This window comes from Streptomyces sp. NPDC051207, from assembly GCF_040682395.1.
Lineage (GTDB): Bacteria > Actinomycetota > Actinomycetes > Streptomycetales > Streptomycetaceae > Streptomyces.
Map to the genome: position 1 here is coordinate 1 of NZ_JBFBAX010000039.1, position 17,904 is coordinate 17,904.

Annotated in this window: 19 protein-coding genes and 1 pseudogene; 6 read left to right on the plus strand and 14 right to left on the minus strand. The window is 72.9% G+C overall.

All coding sequences use genetic code 11. The features are described 5' to 3' along the window. Both AB0M97_RS27515 and AB0M97_RS27520 read right to left on the minus strand, forming a co-directional pair. On the minus strand, positions 1–212 hold a 212-nt coding region (locus AB0M97_RS27515), incomplete at its 3' end, for a 3-deoxy-7-phosphoheptulonate synthase (protein ID WP_365963668.1). Positions 213–330: 118 nt separating this feature from the next. Further along, positions 331–489, minus strand: a complete 159-nt coding sequence (locus tag AB0M97_RS27520; protein ID WP_365963669.1) for a hypothetical protein — start codon at positions 487–489, stop codon at positions 331–333. Between the two features lie 470 nt (positions 490–959). On the opposite strand from AB0M97_RS27520, the pseudogene AB0M97_RS27525 reads away from it, so the two are divergent. From AB0M97_RS27525 to AB0M97_RS27535, 3 genes and pseudogenes are all read left to right on the plus strand, one after another. After that, positions 960–1,370 (plus strand): annotated as a pseudogene (locus tag AB0M97_RS27525) (hypothetical protein); the annotation flags it as partial. Beyond that, positions 1,345–1,932, plus strand: coding sequence for an MFS transporter (locus tag AB0M97_RS27530; protein ID WP_365963670.1), 588 nt, complete (start codon positions 1,345–1,347; stop codon positions 1,930–1,932). The pseudogene AB0M97_RS27525 and the gene AB0M97_RS27530, both read left to right, overlap by 26 nt. 103 nt (positions 1,933–2,035) lie before the next feature. Then, positions 2,036–2,815, plus strand: coding sequence for an IclR family transcriptional regulator (locus tag AB0M97_RS27535; RefSeq protein ID WP_365963671.1), 780 nt, complete (start codon positions 2,036–2,038; stop codon positions 2,813–2,815). A 169-nt stretch (positions 2,816–2,984) separates the two neighbouring features. Here the strand turns inward: AB0M97_RS27535 and gap are convergent, their stop codons facing one another. Together gap and AB0M97_RS27545 are read right to left on the minus strand one after the other, a co-directional pair. Then, a complete protein-coding gene (gap, locus tag AB0M97_RS27540; RefSeq protein ID WP_365963672.1) occupies positions 2,985–3,995 on the minus strand; it encodes a type I glyceraldehyde-3-phosphate dehydrogenase in 1,011 nt (336 codons plus the stop codon). Between the two features lie 67 nt (positions 3,996–4,062). Further along, the gene (locus AB0M97_RS27545) at positions 4,063–4,989 is read right to left on the minus strand and encodes a DMT family transporter (protein WP_365963673.1); all 927 of its coding nucleotides are present in this window, start codon (positions 4,987–4,989) and stop codon (positions 4,063–4,065) included. 166 nt (positions 4,990–5,155) lie between these two features. Between AB0M97_RS27545 and AB0M97_RS27550 the strand changes: the two genes are divergently transcribed. After that, positions 5,156–5,689: an ABATE domain-containing protein gene (locus tag AB0M97_RS27550; protein ID WP_365963674.1), complete on the plus strand. Its 534-nt coding sequence runs from the start codon at positions 5,156–5,158 to the stop codon at positions 5,687–5,689. 3 nt (positions 5,690–5,692) lie between these two features. Here the strand turns inward: AB0M97_RS27550 and AB0M97_RS27555 are convergent, their stop codons facing one another. From AB0M97_RS27555 to leuC, 5 genes are all read right to left on the minus strand, one after another. After that, the gene (locus AB0M97_RS27555) at positions 5,693–6,103 is read right to left on the minus strand and encodes a cupin domain-containing protein (RefSeq protein ID WP_365963675.1); all 411 of its coding nucleotides are present in this window, start codon (positions 6,101–6,103) and stop codon (positions 5,693–5,695) included. Positions 6,104–6,179: 76 nt separating this feature from the next. Next, positions 6,180–7,184 carry a TauD/TfdA family dioxygenase gene (locus AB0M97_RS27560; protein WP_365963676.1) on the minus strand — a complete coding sequence of 335 codons (1,005 nt, stop codon included), beginning with the start codon at positions 7,182–7,184 and terminating at the stop codon, positions 6,180–6,182. Between the two features lie 53 nt (positions 7,185–7,237). Next, positions 7,238–7,840 carry an isochorismatase family cysteine hydrolase gene (locus tag AB0M97_RS27565; protein ID WP_365963677.1) on the minus strand — a complete coding sequence of 201 codons (603 nt, stop codon included), beginning with the start codon at positions 7,838–7,840 and terminating at the stop codon, positions 7,238–7,240. Next, the gene (gene leuD, locus AB0M97_RS27570; protein WP_365963678.1) at positions 7,837–8,433 is read right to left on the minus strand and encodes a 3-isopropylmalate dehydratase small subunit; all 597 of its coding nucleotides are present in this window, start codon (positions 8,431–8,433) and stop codon (positions 7,837–7,839) included. Before leuD ends, AB0M97_RS27565 begins: the two co-directional genes overlap by 4 nt. A 14-nt stretch (positions 8,434–8,447) precedes the next feature. Beyond that, a complete protein-coding gene (leuC, locus tag AB0M97_RS27575) occupies positions 8,448–9,851 on the minus strand; it encodes a 3-isopropylmalate dehydratase large subunit (RefSeq protein ID WP_365963679.1) in 1,404 nt (467 codons plus the stop codon). A 306-nt stretch (positions 9,852–10,157) separates the two neighbouring features. Here leuC and aroH point away from each other — a divergent pair, with 306 nt between their 5' ends. Further along, the gene (gene aroH, locus AB0M97_RS27580) at positions 10,158–10,541 is read left to right on the plus strand and encodes a chorismate mutase (RefSeq protein WP_365963707.1); all 384 of its coding nucleotides are present in this window, start codon (positions 10,158–10,160) and stop codon (positions 10,539–10,541) included. A 58-nt stretch (positions 10,542–10,599) separates the two neighbouring features. Here aroH and dhaL read toward each other — a convergent pair whose 3' ends face one another. Then, complete coding sequence (gene dhaL / locus AB0M97_RS27585) at positions 10,600–11,226, minus strand: dihydroxyacetone kinase subunit DhaL (protein WP_365963680.1); 627 nt, start codon at positions 11,224–11,226, stop codon at positions 10,600–10,602. Positions 11,227–11,553: 327 nt separating this feature from the next. Between dhaL and AB0M97_RS27590 the strand changes: the two genes are divergently transcribed. Further along, complete coding sequence (locus tag AB0M97_RS27590; RefSeq protein ID WP_365963681.1) at positions 11,554–12,291, plus strand: response regulator transcription factor; 738 nt, start codon at positions 11,554–11,556, stop codon at positions 12,289–12,291. A 315-nt stretch (positions 12,292–12,606) separates the two neighbouring features. Here AB0M97_RS27590 and AB0M97_RS27595 read toward each other — a convergent pair whose 3' ends face one another. Genes AB0M97_RS27595 through AB0M97_RS27610 form a run of 4 tightly spaced genes read right to left on the minus strand, consistent with a single transcriptional unit; the run spans position 12,607 to position 17,769 of the window. Further along, positions 12,607–13,788, minus strand: a complete 1,182-nt coding sequence (locus AB0M97_RS27595; RefSeq protein WP_365963682.1) for a pyridoxal phosphate-dependent aminotransferase — start codon at positions 13,786–13,788, stop codon at positions 12,607–12,609. Beyond that, positions 13,785–15,719: an FAD/NAD(P)-binding protein gene (locus tag AB0M97_RS27600; RefSeq protein ID WP_365963683.1), complete on the minus strand. Its 1,935-nt coding sequence runs from the start codon at positions 15,717–15,719 to the stop codon at positions 13,785–13,787. Before AB0M97_RS27600 ends, AB0M97_RS27595 begins: the two co-directional genes overlap by 4 nt. Further along, complete coding sequence (pheA, locus tag AB0M97_RS27605) at positions 15,716–16,585, minus strand: prephenate dehydratase (protein WP_365963684.1); 870 nt, start codon at positions 16,583–16,585, stop codon at positions 15,716–15,718. The genes AB0M97_RS27600 and pheA overlap by 4 nt, the downstream gene beginning before the upstream one ends. Then, the gene (locus tag AB0M97_RS27610) at positions 16,582–17,769 is read right to left on the minus strand and encodes a pyruvate carboxyltransferase (protein WP_365963685.1); all 1,188 of its coding nucleotides are present in this window, start codon (positions 17,767–17,769) and stop codon (positions 16,582–16,584) included. The genes pheA and AB0M97_RS27610 overlap by 4 nt, the downstream gene beginning before the upstream one ends. Between the last annotated feature and the right edge of the window lie 135 nt (positions 17,770–17,904).

Genomic DNA, 17,904 nt, shown 5'->3' on the forward strand with positions numbered 1-17,904 from the left:
GCCTCGGCGCAGTCGCCGCCCTGGAGGAGGAACGCCTCTCCCTTGGCGACGGCCGCCATCCGGGCGCGCAGCTGATCGCACTCGCCCGCGAAGACCAGCGGCGGATACGACGCGAGGTCGGCGAGGACGTCGCGCAGCGCCTCGGCGTCGGGGTACTCGGGCTGCTGCGCCGCGGGCAGGGACTGCCAGGAGTGGGGGCTGAACAGGTTCATCTGTGACCACGTGGCAGTCGACCTGCCACAGCTCCTTGTCGTTCGGACATGGGGCGTTCGGACATGGGTGTGTTGCCGGCCACCGGTGCCGTCGGTGCCACCGGTGTGCCGCTCGCCGTCAGTGCCGGGGCTCGACCGGGGCCTCGCGGATACCGAGGAGCGTGGACCCGGTCTCCGAGCTGACCCGGTGGACGCTGCCGGACTCCTCGACCACGAGGTCCCCGGCGGCGTACCGGTCGCCGTTGTCGTTGCACAGCTCGCCCTGGAGGACGAACATCGGCTCGTAGCCCAGGTGTTCGTGCAGGTCTCCGTGCGCGCCCGCCGGGGTCGAAGCGGATGAGCTGCGCCGTCGCTCGCCGGGGGCCTCCGGTCGCGTAGAGGGCGTGGATTCCGGTGCCGGCGCGGCCCGGCTCTTCCCAGCGTGTCCACTCGACGGCGTCGAGTGCCTCGGGCGACAGCAGGTCGCGCAGCACCAGGACGCTGCGGTCCGGCCGGCTGCCGGTGGAGGCGGGTGCAAGGGGCATGTCGGTGTTCTCCTCTCCGCCCTGAGCGGTCGAGGCCGGGCAGTGGCCTCGGCCCACTCAGGGTTCGGGAACGGGGAACACCGCGTCATCGGCTCAGGGGAGGAGGCCCGGCCGCCCGCTCCTCCCGAGGAGTACGCCGATCCGCCAAAGGTGGAGGGGCGCCGACGGGCCCGCGGCCCGGGACAAGGCCCAGCGTTCGCGGGCGGTGGGCATCTGGGGCCTGGTGTCGGCGGTCGCCTTCGGTGCCGGGCCCGCGGTCGGCGGGCCGCTGGTGTCGGGGCTCGACTGGCGGGCGGTGTTCTGGGTGAACCTGCCGGTCGCCGCGGTCGCGGCGCTGCTGACCCTGCGGCACGTCCCGGCCCCGGGCCGGGCGCCCCGGGCGGGCCGGATGGACCCCGCCGGCCAGCTGCTCGGCGTGCTCGGGCTGCTCGGCGTGGCCGGGGCGCTGAACGAGGCGGGCACCGAGGGCTGGACCTCCGCGAAGGTGCTGACGCTGTGCACGGTGGGCGTGCTGGCCCTGGCCGCCTTCGTCGTCGTCGAACTGCGCCTGGAGAAGGGCGCCTCGCAGCCCGGTGCGAGGCGTCCGCTGCTGCCGCCCGCGCTGTTCCGTGAGGCCAGGCTCACCGCGACCATCACGATCGGGCTGCTGCTCAGCCTGGGCTACTACGGGCTGCTGTTCGTCGCCACCCTGTACTTCCCAGCAGGAGCGCGGACTCAGCGCGCTGGGTACGGGGTTCGCGCTGCTCCCGTCGGTCTGCATGGGCTTCGCCGCGGCGCCGCTGTCGAGCCGCCTCACCGCCCGCACCGGGCCCTACGTGCCGATGGCCGGCGCGCTGCTCCTGGGCGCCTGCGGCTTCCTGGGCTGGCTCGCGGCCGGGCCCGGCACCGCGTACCCGGTGCTGCTCTTCGCGCTCATGGCGACGGGCCTGGCGACACCGGTCACGGTCGTGGCGGCCACCGTCGCCGTCATGGAGGCGGCCCCCGCGCACCAGGCGGGCGTGGCGTCGGCGGTGTTCAACGTGTCCCGCCAGGTGGGCAGCGCCATCGGCGTGGCCCTGTTCGGCACGCTCATCGGCGCGACGGGCAGCCTGGTCAGCGGCCTGCACGTCAGCGCCGTCATCGCCGCGGCGGCCTTCCTGCTGGGGTCGGTCCTGGCCGCGGTCACGGCCCGCCGTGCGGAGGCGTCCCGGCGATGACGGCCGCATCCCCTTCCTTCGACCTGCTCAGCTGAGCCGTGCTCACGGCGGTGCTATGTTCTCGTAACCATGTTCTGCCATACTGAATGCGGGTAAGGTTTTAATGGTTCAGTCCGTTCAGCGCGCGGCGCGCCTGCTGCGTGAACTGGCAACGTCGGGCCCGCGCTTGGGCGTCACTGAACTCGCCGAGCGGATCGGTGTCTCCAAACCGACCGTGCACGCGCTGCTGCGCACCCTGGAGGCCGAGGGATTCGTGCGCCAGGAGAAGGAGAGCAACAAGTACCTCCTGGGCTCGGCGCTGCTCCGCCTCGGCAACTCCTACCTGGAGACACAGGAGTTGCGCTCCCGCTCGGTCGCCTGGGCGGACACGCTGGCCGAGCGCACCGGCGAGGCGGTGTGGGTCGCCGTGCTGGACGACGACCGGCGCGTGCTCGTCGTGCACCACGTCTTCCGGCAGGGCAGCGGGGTGCAGATCCTGGAACTCGGCGCCAGCGTGCCGTGGAACACCTGCGCGCTCGGCAAGGCCCTCGTCTCGTTCCTGCCGCAGCCCCGGCAGCGGGACATGCTGGCGGGCGAACTGGTCCGCCTGACCGGCAAGAGCGTGGTGGACCCGGACGTGCTGGCGGCCCAGTTGGAGGAGACCCGGCAGACCGGGTACGCGCTGGAGGACCAGGAGAGCACGCTGGGCGAGGCCGGCATCGCCTCCCCGGTGTTCGACCGGTACGGCGACCCCGCGGGCGCCATCGGCATCGTCGGCCCCGTGGAACGGCTGCTCGGCGAGGCGGACCGGCAGCGGCACGCGGTGGCCGTACGCGAAGTGGCGACCCTGCTGTCGCGCGAACTCGGCGCCGGCCGGGGCGTCGCCTGGCGCGTCACCGACTGACCCGGCCGGGAACGACTGCCCGTGGCCGGGAACAGGGACGCCGACCCGGCCGGGACAGGAACGCGGCGGGGCCGCAGTCAGCGCAGCGCCCCGCGCGGTGTCCGGAGATTCCGCGCGGGGCGCTGCCGGCGGACGTCGGGTGCTGCCGCCGCCGGGCTGTCGGGTGCGGTCAGCTCCGCGTGCCCAGCAGCCGCGTGACGTCGACGAGGCGGTGGGAGAAGCCGGACTCGTTGTCGTACCAGCCGAAGACCTTCACGTGCCGGCCCTCGCCCGTGACCGTCGTCAGCTTGGAGTCGAAGATGCAGGACGCCGGGTCGCCGACGATGTCGGTGGAGACGATCGGGGCGTCGGTGTACCGCAGCACCCCGGCCAGCGGTCCGGCCGCCGCCTCGGCGAAGATCTCGTTGACCTCCTCGACGCTGGTCGGCCGGCCCACGTACACCGACAGGTCGGTCAGCGAGCCGACCGGCACCGGCACGCGCAGCGACGAACCGGCCAGCCGGCCGTTCAGCTCGGGCAGGACGAGGCCGATGGCCTTGGCGGCGCCGGTCGAGGTGGGCACGATGTTGAGCGCGGCCGAGCGGGCCCGCCGGGGGTCGCGGTGCGGGCCGTCCTGGAGGTTCTGGTCCTGGGTGTAGGCGTGCACGGTGGTCATCAGCCCGTGCTCCACACCGAGGCGGTCGTTCAGCACCTTCGCCAGGGGCGCCAGGCAGTTCGTCGTGCAGGACGCGTTGGAGACGATGTGGTGCGCCGCCGGGTCGTAGCTCGTGTGGTTGATGCCGTACGCGAGCGTGAGGTCCTCGTTCTTCGCCGGGGCGGAGATGAGGACCTTGCGCGCGCCCGCGTCAAGGTGCGCGGCGGCCTTCTCGGCGTCGGTGAAGATGCCGGTGGACTCCACGACCACGTCGACGCCCAGCTCGCCCCAGGGCAGCTTGCCCGGCTCGCGCTCCGCGTGGACGGCGATCCGGTGGCCGTCGACCACGAGGGCGTCGCCGTCCGCCACGACCTCGGCACCGAGGCGGCCCATGGTGCTGTCGTAGCTGAGCAGGTGGGCGAGCGTCGCCGGGTCGGTCAGGTCGTTCACCGCCACGATCTCGAGATCGGCGTCCTGGGCGAGCGCGGCCCGCAGGTACCCGCGGCCGATGCGGCCGAATCCGTTGATGGCGACCTTGATGCTCATGTCTGTGTCTCTTCTCTGCGTCGTCGGGTGCGTGGTGCCGAGGTGTGCTCGGCGGCGTGGACGGGCGCTACTTGCGCGCCGCGAGGAGGACTCCGGCCCCGCCGAGCACGAGCCCGACGACCGCCGGCCAGTTCAGCGTCTGCCCGATGGCCAGCCAGGCCAGCAGAGCGGTGACGGCCGGGGTGAGGAAGAACAGCGTGCCGACCCGGCTCGCCGCCTGCTTCTTGAGCATGAAGTTGAGAAGCAGGAACGTGCCCACCGAGTTGATCAGCACGATCCACGCCAGTGAGCCGCCGAACGCCGCCCAGTCGGTGACCTCCGGGTCCTCCAGGGCCAGGGTCATCACGCCCATCACCGGCGCGCTCGCGAGGAAGTGCACCGCCGTGCTGGAGCGGACGTCGGCGCCCTGGGCGTAGCGCTTCTGGTAGACCGTCCCCACGCTCAGGCCGAGCAGGCCGACGAAGGACAGCACGATGGCGCTGCCGGAGAAGTCCAGCGCCCCGGCGACGGCCAGCGCCACACCGGCGCCTCCGACGGCGAATCCGAGCCATTGCTGCCGGGTGATCCGCTCACCGAGGAAGAAACCCGCCAGCAGGGCGATCAGCACGGGGTTGAACCCCTGGATCAGCGCCACGACGCCACCCGGCAGGCCCTCGCCGATGGCCGTGTAGAACGCGCCGAACTGCACGGCCTGCATCAGCAGCCCGGTGACGACCACGTGCACCAGCAGCCGCCCCCTGGGCCAGGGCGACCGGCTCACCGCGGCGATCACCGCGAGCAGCACGCCGGCGACCGCGAACCGGGCGAACGTCAGCAGCAGCGGCGGTGCCGCGTCGGTGCCGAGGACGGCCGCGATGAAGGCGCTGCTCCACAGGAGCACGAAGACGGCGGGGACCGCCGCGGTGGCCCAGGCCGGCGCGGCGGCTTCCCGCGGTGCCGGGGACGGCGGGGCCTCGGCCTCCCCTTCGGCGAGTTTCAGCTCGTCGCGTTCCATCACTGAGGTGACCTCTCACTCAGAAGTAACCGGCCCAACTGGTTATTCGGCAGCCTACCGACGGGGCGAACAACCGGTCAATGCGGTTACTCCCGAGTGTGGGCAACCGCCTGGTGCGGTTACTCACGAAAGTCCCGCAACCGGTCTGTGCGGTTACCCTGGAAGGATGAAGTTCGCATTCGTCAGCGGCAGCGTGGCCCTCGACTTCGTCGGTACGGTGCAGAGCCGGCGCGATGCCCCGCTGGACCTGCTCACCACGCCGGACGACCTCGCGGAGTGGACCGCGGCCTCGGGCGTGCTGGACGCGCCGGCCCGGGCCACCAGGTCGGACCTGACCGCGGCCGTGCACCTGCGCGAGGCGGTCTACCGCCTGGTGCTCGCCTCGGGCGACGGTTCACCCCTCGACCCGGAGGACTGCGAGGTGCTCAACCGCGCCGCCAGGCGAGTCCCGGTGCGCTGCGAACTGCGGCCGGACGGCACGGTCGTACGCCACGGCACGATCGGGAACGTCCTGTCCACGCTGGCCCGCGACGCGGTCCAGCTGCTGGCCGAGCCGCCCGGACAGGTCAAGGAGTGCGCGGCACCCCGCTGCACCCGGCTGTACGTCGACCGGTCCCACCGCGGTTCGCGCCGCTGGTGCGACATGATGCGCTGCGGCAACCGGGCCAAGGCGGCGGTGTACCGCTCCCGGCACGCCTGAGCGCTACAGGACCTGCACGGGCCGCTCCCAGACGACCAGGCCGACGCACCCCTTGGGGCTGCGCGGCGCGTGCACGCTGTCCGGCGGCATGACCAGCAGGCTGCCGGCCGGGTAGGTGCCGTCGTCCGTCTCCAGCTCGCCGCTCAGCACGTAGATCATCTCGTAGCCGGGGTGCCGGTGGGCGGGTGCCTTGGCGCCGGGGAGATAGCGCATGATCGCGGCGGCCGGCCCGTCCTCGCCGGTCTCCGCGACCGTGTAGAGCGGGTGCATCTCGGCGTCCGAGCGCCCGTCGGCGTTGACGGGCCGGAAGACCAGCTCCCGCTTGCCGAAGGACACACCGGGCGTCCCGGTGAACAGCGTGGGCAGCAGCCCGGCCGGCGAGGTCCCGGTCCCGGCCTCGGGGGTGAACGTCATGGTGATACCTGCCTTCGGTTCGGTGGGGTGGGTGAGCGCGTGGGTGTCGGGGTCTCGTGTGAGACGGGTGAGTCGTTCAGTCGCCGACCCTGCCCACCACCCCGTCCACCCAGTGGTCCGCGAAGCCGTCCGCGGTGGCCTGGTCCCGGAAGGCGTACGTCTTCAGCAGCCAGCGGGAGCGGGACCGCTCCGGGTCGTTGACCTCGATCTTCTCCCGGCTGTGCAGCCCGTTCTGGTTGGCGAAGATCAGCAGGTCGCCCTCCAGGATGCGGTGCCGCTTCTTCTCCGCCCGGGTGAGCGCGTTCTTCAGCTCGATCAGCGCGTCCTTGGCCTCGCCCGGGGCGTCCGGCGCGACCGTGGTGTGCGTGTCGAGATAGCGAATGCCGTAGTCGCCCTGGAAGATCGCGTGCTTCTCCGAGACGCTGAGGCCGCGGTTGTTGTCCCGGGACACCACGTCGAAGGGGGTGACGAAGTGCGCCTCACCCAGCAGGCGCAGGGTGTCCTCCGGCAGCGCGGCGCGCAGGGTGCGCGCCTCGACGAGGCTGGTGCAGGTGTACTCCTCCACCGGGCAGCGCATGCCCAGCAGGCTGATGTAGTCGGCGCGGACGGGGTGCGCCGTGCGGTCGTTGTGGTAGACGAGTTCGCCGTCGCTGTAACCGGTCTGCTGCCCGTGGTACTTGCTGATGGAGTAGACGTCGGTGAAGAAGTCCCCGTTGAAACGGGTCGCGTAGGACATCAGCGGGGTGCCGGTCAGCTGGCCCATCAGTTCCAGGAACGCCTCGCCCACGAAGGTGTGCTTGCGGGCGTACTTGTCCGCCTGCGGGTCGTCGTGCCCCAGCTCGGGAAGCTCCTTGTCCACCGGGCAGTTGCGCAGCACGTGCGTGTCGGAGACACCCTGGGCGCGCTCCGCCCGTATCCGGTCGGCCGCCTCCCTCAGGGACGCGGGGACCTGGCCCCGGGTCGCCTGCCGCACGGCGGCGGAGAAGGCGTGGTAGTCGGCGTACGGATGGGCGCTGACGGTCTCCAGCACCCCGTACAGTTCGTCCTTCTCCAGGTCGCTGATGACGTGGAACGGCTGCATCGGTCCTTCCTCTTCCCTTCGGTTCGGTGCCTGTGGTCCTGCTGGGCCTCTGGTTACGTCTGGGCCGGGGTCCGGGCCGGTGCCAGTGCCGCGTCCACGGTGGTGACCTCGGCGGTGCGGCGCAGCAGGGTCAGTGCCGCCTCGTGCAGTTCCGGGCTCGACGTCGCGGTGGCGTCCTCCAGGACCTCCACCCGGAAGTCCCGGTCGTGTGCCTCGCGCGCGGTGGACAGGACCACGAAGTCCGTGGTCACGCCGGTCAGCAGCAGCGTGTTCACGCCGTAGGACCGCAGGATCAGCTCCAGGTGCGTGCCGTGGAACGGGTTGATCCGGCGCTTGGCCACGACCGGCTCGTGGGCCAGGGGCTTGAGGCTGTCGTGCACGTCGGTGCCCCAGGTCCCCAGGATCAGCCGGTCGCCGCCGGCCGCCTCGCTGAACAGCGGGGAGGACGCGGGCCAGTCCGCGAGCCCCGGGGAGAACCCGACCACGACGTACACCACCGGGACGCCGCTCTCGCGGGCCCGCCGCACGGCTCGCCGCGCGTGGTCGAGCACCGCCCTGCTCTCGATCTGTTCGAGGCAGACGTCGGCGTACTTCCCGTCGGGGTGCGCGACCTCGTTGATCAGGTCGAGCACCAGCAGGGCGGGGCGTCGGGTCATGCCGTACTCCTCGTCCGGGGCAGGAGCGGCCTGCGGGCCTGCTCGTGCGCGGTGATCCCCGCCTCGTGGCGCAGGGTGTCGCTGATGGTGTCGGCGCCGCGCAGCAGCCGCTGCCGGGCACCCTCGTTCACGTCGAACTGCTCGGCGCGGCCCGCGAACCGGACCTGCCGCTGCTCCAGGTCCACGGTGATCGGCAGGGCCGGATCGGCCTCGGTCAGCTCCCACAGCCGCTCCACGGTGTCCGCCGGAAGCTGGACGGGCAGCAGGCCGCGCATGAGGGCGTTCTCGCGGAAGATGTCGCCGAAGCGCGGCGCGAGCACGGCCCGGAAGCCGTCCTTCTGCAGCGCCCAGACGGCGGACTCCCGGGAGGAGCCGGTGCCGAACTCGTTGCCCGCGACGAGGAGGGTGGCGCCCTGGTACTGGGGCAGGTTGGCGGCGAAGGACGGGTCGTCCCGCCAGTCCGCGAACAGGCCGTTGCCGTGTCCGGTCATGCTGAAGTAGGGGACGTAACGGGCGGGGATGATCTGGTCGGTGTCGACGTTGCTGCGCCGCAGTGGCAGCGCCGTGCCGACGTGCACGGTGAACTTGGTCATGGCCGTCCGTGGTCTCACAGGTCGGTGGGTGCGGTGATCCGGCCGGTGACGGCGCTGGCCGCCGCGACCGCCGGTGAGGCGATGTGCGTGCGCGACTGCTTGCCCTGCCGGCCTTCGAAGTTGCGGTTGCTGGTGGACACGGCGCGCTGTCCGGGCCGCAGCCGGTCCTCGTTCAGGCCGCAGCACATGGAGCAGCCCGCGATGGGACGGAAGTCCGCGCCCGCTTCGGTGAAGACCCGGTCGAGCCCTTCGTCCACGGCCTGCCGGTGCACGGCGGCGGAGCCGGGCACGACGAGCATGTGGACGCCGTCCGCGACCCGGCGGCCCTTCAGGACCTCGGCCGCGGCACGCAGGTCCTCGATGCGGCCGTTGGTGCAGGAGCCCAGGAACACGGTGTCGATGCCGATGTCCCGCAGGAGCCGGCCCGGCCGCAGGTCCATGTACGCCAGGGCCCGCTCGGCCGCCGCCCGTTCCTCGGCGGTGGTGAAGTCGTCCGGGCTCGGCACCTTCGCGTCGACCGGCACGCTCTGCGCCGGGTTGGTGCCCCAGGAGACGTACGGCCGGACCGTCGAGGCGTCGAGGGCGACCTCCTTGTCGAACCGCGCGTCCGGATCGGTCCGCAGCGTCTTCCAGTACGCCACCTCCGCGTCCCAGTCCGCCCCCTCGGGCATGCCGGCACGGCCGCGCAGATAGGCGAAGGTCGTCTCGTCGGGGCCGACGAGCCCGGCCTTGGAGCCCGCCTCCACCGACATGTTGCACAGGGTCATGCGGCCTTCCATCGACAGCGCCTCGACCGCCGGGCCCCGGTACTCGATGATGTGCCCCTGGCCGCCCCCGGTGCCGATGAGCGCGATCAGCGACATCACCAGGTCCTTGGGGGTGGCGTCCGCCGGGAGCGTGCCGGTGACGGTGACCGCCATGTCCAGCGGCCGGCGCGTCCACAGCGTCTGGGTGGCCAGCACGTGCTCGACCTGGCTGGTGCCGATCCCGAACGCGAGGGCGCCGAACGCGCCCAGCGTGGTGGTGTGCGAGTCGCAGCACACGACCGTCATCCCCGGCCGGACCAGGCCCTGTTCCGGCGCGATGACGTGCACGATGCCGTGCCCGCTGTCCCCGCGCCGCTGCACGGGAATCCCGAACGACGCGCCGTTGTCGCGCAGTTGGGCGGCCTGCCGGCGGCCCGCCGGGTCGCCGAACCCGTCGTCGGGTGACGTGGTGGGCACGTTGTGGTCCTCCGTGCCCAGCGTCAGATCGGGGCGCCGCACGGTACGCCCCGCGGCCCGCAGGCCGTCGAACGCCCGCGGCGTGTTCACCTCGTGGAGCAGATGCAGGTCGACGTAGATCAGATCGTCGCCCTCGTCCTCGCCCCTGCCGACCACGTGATCGGCCCACACCTTCTGTGCCAGCGTTGAACCCATGGCCGACAGGCTCGTTCAGGCGGCACCCGGCGGGCATCGGCCGATGGTGGAGGCCTCCTCCCCCGGTGCAGGGCGCTCCTCCTTCGGCGCACCCGGACGGCCGGGGCCGCCCGCTTCCATCACTGGTGGAAGACACCGCGGCCGGGGCCGGACACGATGAGCGCGCGTTCCGCATCAGTTCGGCCCGCCGTCTGCCCCTCCGGAGAAGAAGTGAACGGACACCCTGCCACCGGCCACGCCCACCCCACGGACGCGCCGCCCGCGACCGGCCGTCCCGGTACGGCGCAGGCACCCCCGGCGCCCCGGGTGCTGGCCCTGCGCGGCGCCACCTCGGTGGAGTCGAACGACCCGCAGCACATCGTGCGGGGCACCACCGAGCTGCTCCGCGAACTCGTCGTCCGCAACGCGCTCGACCCCGCCGACCTGATCAGCATCTGGTTCACGGCCAGCCCCGACCTGACCGCCGACTATCCGGCCCGTGCCGCGCGGGAGATGGGGTTCACCGACGTGCCGCTGATGTGCGCGAGCGAGATCGACGTGCCGCACGGCAGCCCGCGCACGGTCCGCGTGCTGATCCACACCCACTCGGCCCGGCCGCGGGCCGCGGCCTCGCACGTCTATCTGCACGGCGCGGTCGCGCTGCGCCCCGACCTGGCCACCGCCGTGCCTTCCCGCCCCGAGGGGGCCTGACCGTCCGTCCCCGACCCGGTGGCCGTGCCGCGGCGTTCACCGGCCGGGGCCCGGAGGCTCACGACGCGCCGGGACAGTACGCGGCCTTCCGGCACCCCACCGTCGCCTCGGCGAGGGACCTGAACAGCAACTCGGTGGAGGCCGCTCCCGGGTCCAGGTGGCCGATGCTGCGATAGCCGAGATAGGAAGCGCGGCCCTTGCGCGCGTGCAACGGGATCGTGGCACGGGCGCCCGCTGCGGCGGCGGTGGCCGCGGCGGTCGCGGCCTCGGCCAGGTCGCCGTCTGCGAGCCGTTCGCGGAAGGCGCGCACGGCCGGGCCGAACGCGTCCACCATGGTCTTGTCCCCCGGGACCGCCGCACCCAGCCGGACGACGGCGGCGAGCCCCGCCTCCAGCGCGTCGGCGAGTTGGCCGTCCTCGGCCCGGGGCACGGGCAGAGCGGCGCCCATCTCCTGAAGGGCCGACCCGTACAACACCCCCGAGGCGCCGCCCACATGGGTGCGCAGCAACGCGCCGGCCTCGGTGAGCAGGCCGCCCACGGTGTACGGCGTGTCGTCCTCCAGCAGCAGGCGTACGTGGGACATGCCCCGGTGCAGGTTGACGCCGTGGTCCCCGTCCCCGATGGCGGAATCCAGCACGGTCAGGCGGTCACGGTCCGCCTCGACCGCGGTTGCGAATGCCGACAACCACGCTCCGGCCAGTGCACTGTCCACAAGTCCCCCTCCGCCACAGCCATCTCTGGGACGTCACCGTCGACCACGCTGTCGGGCGGCTCACGGCGGAGCGGTTCCTGTACACGTGCGAGCGCACGCACCACATGTGTGCGTACGCAAAACTGACGTTCCCCCGCCGCAAATGAACGTAATACGGGGGCTGGGACCCGTCAACGCGCCTCGGCCAGACACGGGCGCAGGAAATTGGCCAAAACTCTGTTCATCATTGCTGAACGCAATTCCGAAACTTAGGCTGTCGCCCAGTGGTTCGGATCGCACACATTGACGAAGGGCTCAGCAATGTCAGCCATGTCCCTGGACCGTGATCTCTTCGGAGCCGACCGTCTCGCCGACGACATTGCGCGCGTGCTGGTCGCGGACCACGACCCCATCTCCCGGCACGTCCTCACCCGCGTGCTCGGCGCCTCCGGGCACCTGGAGGTGGTGGGCAGCGTGAACAACCAGCAGCCGCTGCGGCAGTGGCCCCTGGACCGCGTCGGCGTGGTCGTCCTGGCCATCGCACCGCGCGAGGACGCCACGGGCCTGATCCGGCAACTGGCCCAGCGGCAGGTGAGGGTGCTGGTCATCGGGACCGGCTGGACCCAGCGGCGCCTGGACGCGGTGTTCGCGGCGGGCGCCACCGGATGCCTGGTGAAGAACATCCAGGTCGCCGGGGTCACCTCGGCCATCCGCGCGGTGGCCGCCGGCCACACCGTGCTCTCCCCGGAGCTGCGCACCCTGTACGCCCGGCCCGCGGCCGCCGCGCCGAGCCCCGCCCCGGCCGGCCCGACGCACCTGCTGACCGCCCTCACCTCACGCGAACGCGAGGTGCTGCGGCACCTCGCGGAGGGCCTGTCGACGGCCGAGACGGCGGTCAGGCTGCGGGTGTCGCCCGCCACCGTCAAGAGCCACGTCTCCCACGTGCTGGCCAAGCTCGGCGCCCGCAACCGGCTGGAGGCCGTGCTGATGTTCCAGCAGTCCTGGTGCTCGGACGGGGAGGCGCTGTCCGGCTCCTGCCCGTCGGCCGGGGTGGCCTGAACCGGGCGGCCGAAGCCACCCGAAGCGCTGCACCGGTCCGGAAAGCCCGGAGGCCGGCCACCCCGCGAAGGGGTGGCCGGCCTCCGGCGTCCCACCGGCTACTCGCCGGGAGCGCCGGGTCCGCGTCGGTCCCCGCCGGTCCCACGCCGGGTTCCGCCGGGTCCGCGTCGGTTCCCGCCAGTCTCACGCCGGGCCCCGCCGGGTTCCGCCGGGTTCCGCCGGGTTCCGCCGGTTGCTCGCCGGGTTCCGCCGGTTGCTCGTCCGTTCCCGCCGGTTCCCCGGCCGTACTCGTGCCCGCGTTCAGCCCGTGTCCGTTCAGCCCGCCCACTGCGCGGCCAGCCGCGACAACCGATGCACCGCGCCCTCCAGGACCTCCCGCGACGCCGCGAACGACAGCCGCACGTACCCCTCGCCGCCCGGTCCGAACGCGGAGCCGGGCGCCACCGTGACCGCCGCCTCGTCCAGCAGCCGCTGCGCGAAGCCGGCCGACGTCAGGCCAGTGCCCCGGATGTCGGCGAAGGCGTAGAAGGCCCCCTCGGGCGGGGCACACACCACACCCGGCAGGGCGTTGAGCGCGGAGACCGTCAGCTCCCTGCGGACGGTGTACTCCTTCAGCATGGCGGCGACGTCACCGGCCGTGCGGGTCAGCGCCGCGACTCCCCCGCGCTGCACGAAGGAGGCGGCGCAACTCACCGTGTGCTCCTGCACCTTGAGCGCCTGCGACATCAAGGGCTCGGGGCCCGCCAGATAGCCGAGCCGCCAGCCCGTCATCGCGTACGCCTTGGAGAAGCCGTTGACCGTGAGCGTCCGTTCCGCCGCCCCCGGCAGGCTCGCCGGGCTGAGGTGCCGGCGACCGTCGTACACGATCTTCTCGTAGATCTCGTCCACGACGAGCACGAGGTCGTGCTCCACGGCGAACGCCACGACCTCCTCGGCCTCCGCGCGATCCAGGACGTGCCCGGTGGGGTTGCCCGGCGTGTTCACGATCAGGGCCCGGGTGCGGTCCGTGACCCGGTCCTCCAGAACGCGCCGGGACAGCCGGAACCCGTCCTGCGCGCCCAGCTCGGCCGGTACCGCGCGGGCGCCGAGCAGGGCCGCCATCGCCGGGTAGCTGACCCAGGCGGGGCTGGGCACGATCACCTCGTCGCCGGGGTCGAGCACCGTCATCAGCGCGGTGAACAGCGCCTGCTTGGCCGACGGGGTGACGATGACGCCCTTGGCCGGATCGACGTGGACACCGTTCTCCGTGGCCAGCTTGTCCGCGACGGCACGCAGGAGTTCGGGAACGCCGCGGCTCGGGGTGTAGTGGGTGTCGCCGCCCTCCAGCGCCGACACGGCCTCGGCGACGACGGGCGCGGGCGTGCCGAAGTCCGGTTCGCCGCCGCTGAGGTCGAGCACCTCCACGCCCTCGCGGCGCAGCCGCTGGACCGTTTCGAGCAGGGCGACGGTCGCGGACCGCTCGACACCCGAGAACCGCTGTGCGACGCGCACGCTCATCCCGCCGTCCTCTCCGGCGACCGTTCGCCGATCCCTTCCACGACCGGCCCGTCCCGCCCGGGGATGCGGACCTGGGGCACCCCGGTCCGTGTCACCGCGCGCAGCGCGTGCGCCGCGATGGCGTCGGCGTCATGGACGAAGTCGCTCCACATGCCCGGCCGGCTGCTGCCGACCTGCATGAACCACCGGGTGTGCTCGGTGGGAATCCCCAGGACGTACATGCCCTCGTCGGCGACTCCGTCGCCGTCGACGGGATGGAACGGGCTGCGCGTCACGGCGACCCCGCCCGTGTCGTAGTCGGCGCCCCCGCTGCGGTTGACGTAACTCGTCCACACGCCGCGCCCGCGGAGGCGGGTGGCGAGCGGGCTGAGGTCCCGGCGCACGTCGGGGTCGGGGATCCGCGCGTCGATCAGCGTGGTGACCGCCACCGCGGAGCCGGGCACCTGCGGCGAGGACACCACGAAGCGTCCCCCCGCCGCGTCCGTCTCGAACCGGGTGCGCGGCCCCACGATGTGCAGCAGGCCGCGGTCGAGCAGGGCGAGCACCTGCTGGAGCCGCACGATCGGCGGCCCGGCCGCGAGGAACGACGCCCTCGGCACGTACCAGCCGAGGAAGTCGTCCCGCTGCGAGCGCGCGGTCAGCCCGGAGAAGTCGACCAGGTCACGGATGACCCAGCGGGTGTCCCGCATGACGTCGAGCGCCGCCTTCAGCGCCGAGTCCACGTTGCCCTCGGCGGCGTGCGCGAGGTCCTGCTCGATCTCCTCGCGCAGCGCGTGCTCGAAGTCCTTCGGGCCGGTGAACGTGCGCTGCGCGAAGGGCCGGGCCAGCGCGTCGAGGTCCAGCGGCGGCCGGTCGGGCAGGCCGAAGCGCCCGGCGGCGGCCCGCACGTCCGGCACGCCCTGCCCGGCGGACGCCGCCACGTACGCGGCGAACTCGTCGGCGACGCCGCTGCCGAAGCGGTGCCGCAGTGCCGTGCCGTGGTACACCAGCTCCATCTCGGCCAGCAGCCACGGGAACACGTCGCTCCGGAAGTCCAGCGGCCCGGGCGGACGGTGGGCGCGGACCCGCTCCGGCGTGAACAGCACGGGCCGGTAGGAGTACCGGGGAGGTTTCTGGTTGCTGCCCCGGGCGGGCAGCGGCATCCCGCTCCGGGACCCGGCGACGATCACGGGTTCGTCGCCGCTCGGCTCGTAGCGGAGCGTGCCGTCCCCGCGCGGCGTGAAGCGGCCTCCCCTGCCGATGGTGAGGGCGGCCATCACGTCGTAGAAGGACAGGCCGAGGCCGATCACGCCCGCCCGGGAGCCGGGCTCGATCTCCTCCAGGGGCATGTCGGCCGCCGACCCGCCCTGGATGTAGCGCAGTCCGGGGCGCTGTCGGGCGAAGGCGTCGAGGGCGCGCTCGCGGCCGGTGAGCGCGTTGCGGGAGTGCCCGGTGGTGAGCACGACCCGGTCGGCGTCCAGCCGTTCGCCGCCCGACAGGGCGATCCGGTAGCGGTCCCCGGCCCGTACGACGTCCTCGACGCGCTCCTTGATGCAGCGCAGCCGCACGCCGGGCGGCAGGGACGCCTGCACGGCGGCGAGCACCGAGCGCAGGTAGCGGCCGTACTGCCCGCGCGGCGCGTAGCTGTCGGGGCCGGGACAGTCCCCGGTGGACTCCCACCACTGCCCGAACGAGGGACCGGCGCCCGCCCGTGCCGGGCCGCCGTCGGGCTCCCCGGAGTACCCGGAGATCTGGCCCGCCACGGTGTTCATCAGGAACCAGTCGGGCTGGTCGGTCCGGTAGACCTGGCCGGCGCCCGGTTCCACGGCGTCCACCAGGAACAGCCGCACGTCGAGCGGGCCGGGGTGCTCGGCGAGGCGGGCGACGAGCCGTTCGAGCACCATCATGCCCCGGGGCCCGCTGCCGATCACAGCGATACGCGTCCCGCTCATGCGGCCACCCTCTCCTGCTGGACCTCACGGTCGGCGATGTACGGATAGCTCCCGAGCAGGTCCAGCGAGTCGACACCGCCGCTCATCGCGGCGACCGCCGCGGCCAGCCCCGGGTGTTCGATGTGCTGGTCCACCTCGATCAGGAAGTGGTAGCGCCCCTTCGCGCTCTGCCGGGGCCAGGACTGGATCCAGGTGACGGACACCTCCCGCACGCTCAACTCGCCGAGCACACCGGTCAGCACACCGGGCGCCGAACGGTCGGAGGTGATCAGCAGCGTGGTGCGGTCGCTGCCGGTGGGCGGGCGCTCGGGGCCGGTCCGGCGCAGCGCCACGAACCGCGTCACCGCGTCCGGGCGGACGCCGATGCCGGAGGCCAGCACGGTCAGCCCGTAGCGTTCGGCGGCCTGCGGACCGGCGATGGCGGCCTCGGTGCCCGGCCCCGACCGCGCCACGGCCCGCGCGGCGGCGGCCGTGGAGGCGAGCGGGACCAGCTCCGCGTGCGGCAGGTGCCGCTCCACCCACTGCCGGCACTGGCCGTGCGCGTGCGGATGGCTCACCACCCTGCGCACGTCGGACAGCCTCGTGCCCTCGGCGGCCATCAGGGCGAAGGTGACGCCGAGCGCGACCTGCGCGTCGATCCTCAGCTCCCCGGCGTGCGCGACGAGTTCCCCGAGCGTGGCGGGGACCACGCCGCTGACGGAGTTCTCCAGTGGGACCACCGCCCTGGCGGACCGGCCGGACCGCAGGGCCTCGATGGCCGCCGGGACGCTCGGAAAGGGCACGGCGTGCGGGGCGGAGGCCCCGGCGAGCCGACGGACCGCGGACTCGGTGAAGGTGCCCTCCGGGCCGAGATACGAGTACGTCATCGGCCCGCCGCCACCGCGGTGCGCGCACCCAGCTCCCGGGCCAGCCGCTCCCGCACCACCGCCAGGTCCTCGCAGTCGCCCTGCTCCCGCTCGGCGATGTGCACGCGGTACAGCTCGTCCAGCTCGGCCTCGCCGACCCGCACGCCGAGCTGCTCGATGAGGTGACGCAGCACGGTCCGCCCGGAGTGGCGCCCGATGAGCAGCGAGCGCTCGCGGCCGAACCGCGCGGGCTCGACGTACTCGTACGTGCTCGGGTCGCTGAGCATGCCCTGCTGGTGGATGCCGGCGGCGGTGCCGAAGGCGTACTTGCCGAAGACGGCCTTGTTGCGGGGCTCCTCCAGCCGAATGATCTCCCGCAGCCGGTTGTAGGCCGCGTACATGGCATCGAGCCTGATGTCGCAGGTCAGCCCCAGGATCCCGCTCTTGTACGCCAGGACCGCCGCGACCTCCTCCAGGGAGGTGTTGCCGGCCCGCTCACCGATGCCGCCGAGGGCGACCTGCACCTCGTCCGCACCGGCTTCGAGACCGGCCAGCGTGTTGGCCGTCGCCAGGCCGAAGTCGTTGTGGCAGTGGGTGGAGACCTTGACGGGCGGCGGCGCCCAGCCGCGGATCTTGCGGATGAGGGCGGCGAACTCCCCCGGGGTGTGGCAGCCGGTCGTGTCGGCCAGGATGATGCAGGTCGCGCCCGCGTCGACCGCGGACTCGGTCAGCGCGCGCAGCAGGTCGTCGGGGCCGCGGCTGGCGTCCTCGATGCCGACGGCGATGTCCGTGACGCCCAGCTCGGCGGCGAACTTCACCGTGTCGACGACCTCCTGGACCGCCGCGTGCCGGGTGATGCCGCGCTTGTGGGTGAGGTGGATCTGACTGCCGGTGGCCACCATCTGCACCTGGTGGTTGCGGGTGCCGCCGGCCTCGACGGCGATCTCGACGTCCCGGCGGGTCGTCCGGGAGAACGTGGCGAAGCGGGTTCCGGTCAGGTGCTGCGCGATCAGCCGCGTCGCCTCGAAGTCGGCGGGCGACGACGCGGGAAAGCCCGCCTCGACGCAGTCCACGCCCAACCCGGCGATCAGCTGGGCCAGTTCGAGCTTCTGGTCGGGATGCATGGCGTTGCCCGGCGCCTGTTCTCCGTCGCGGAGAGTGGTGTCGAAGACGGATATGCGACGGGGTGCTGCGTGCTCGTTCACTTCTCCCCCAAGTGCCTGGAAATCGCTCGGACTCCTGAGCCGAACGCACCCGATCCTTGGCAACCGGCCGGGCCGCGTCATCCGCCGATGGAGGAGCGCCGGGCACCGCGCACCACACCCGGAACCAGGTCCGCG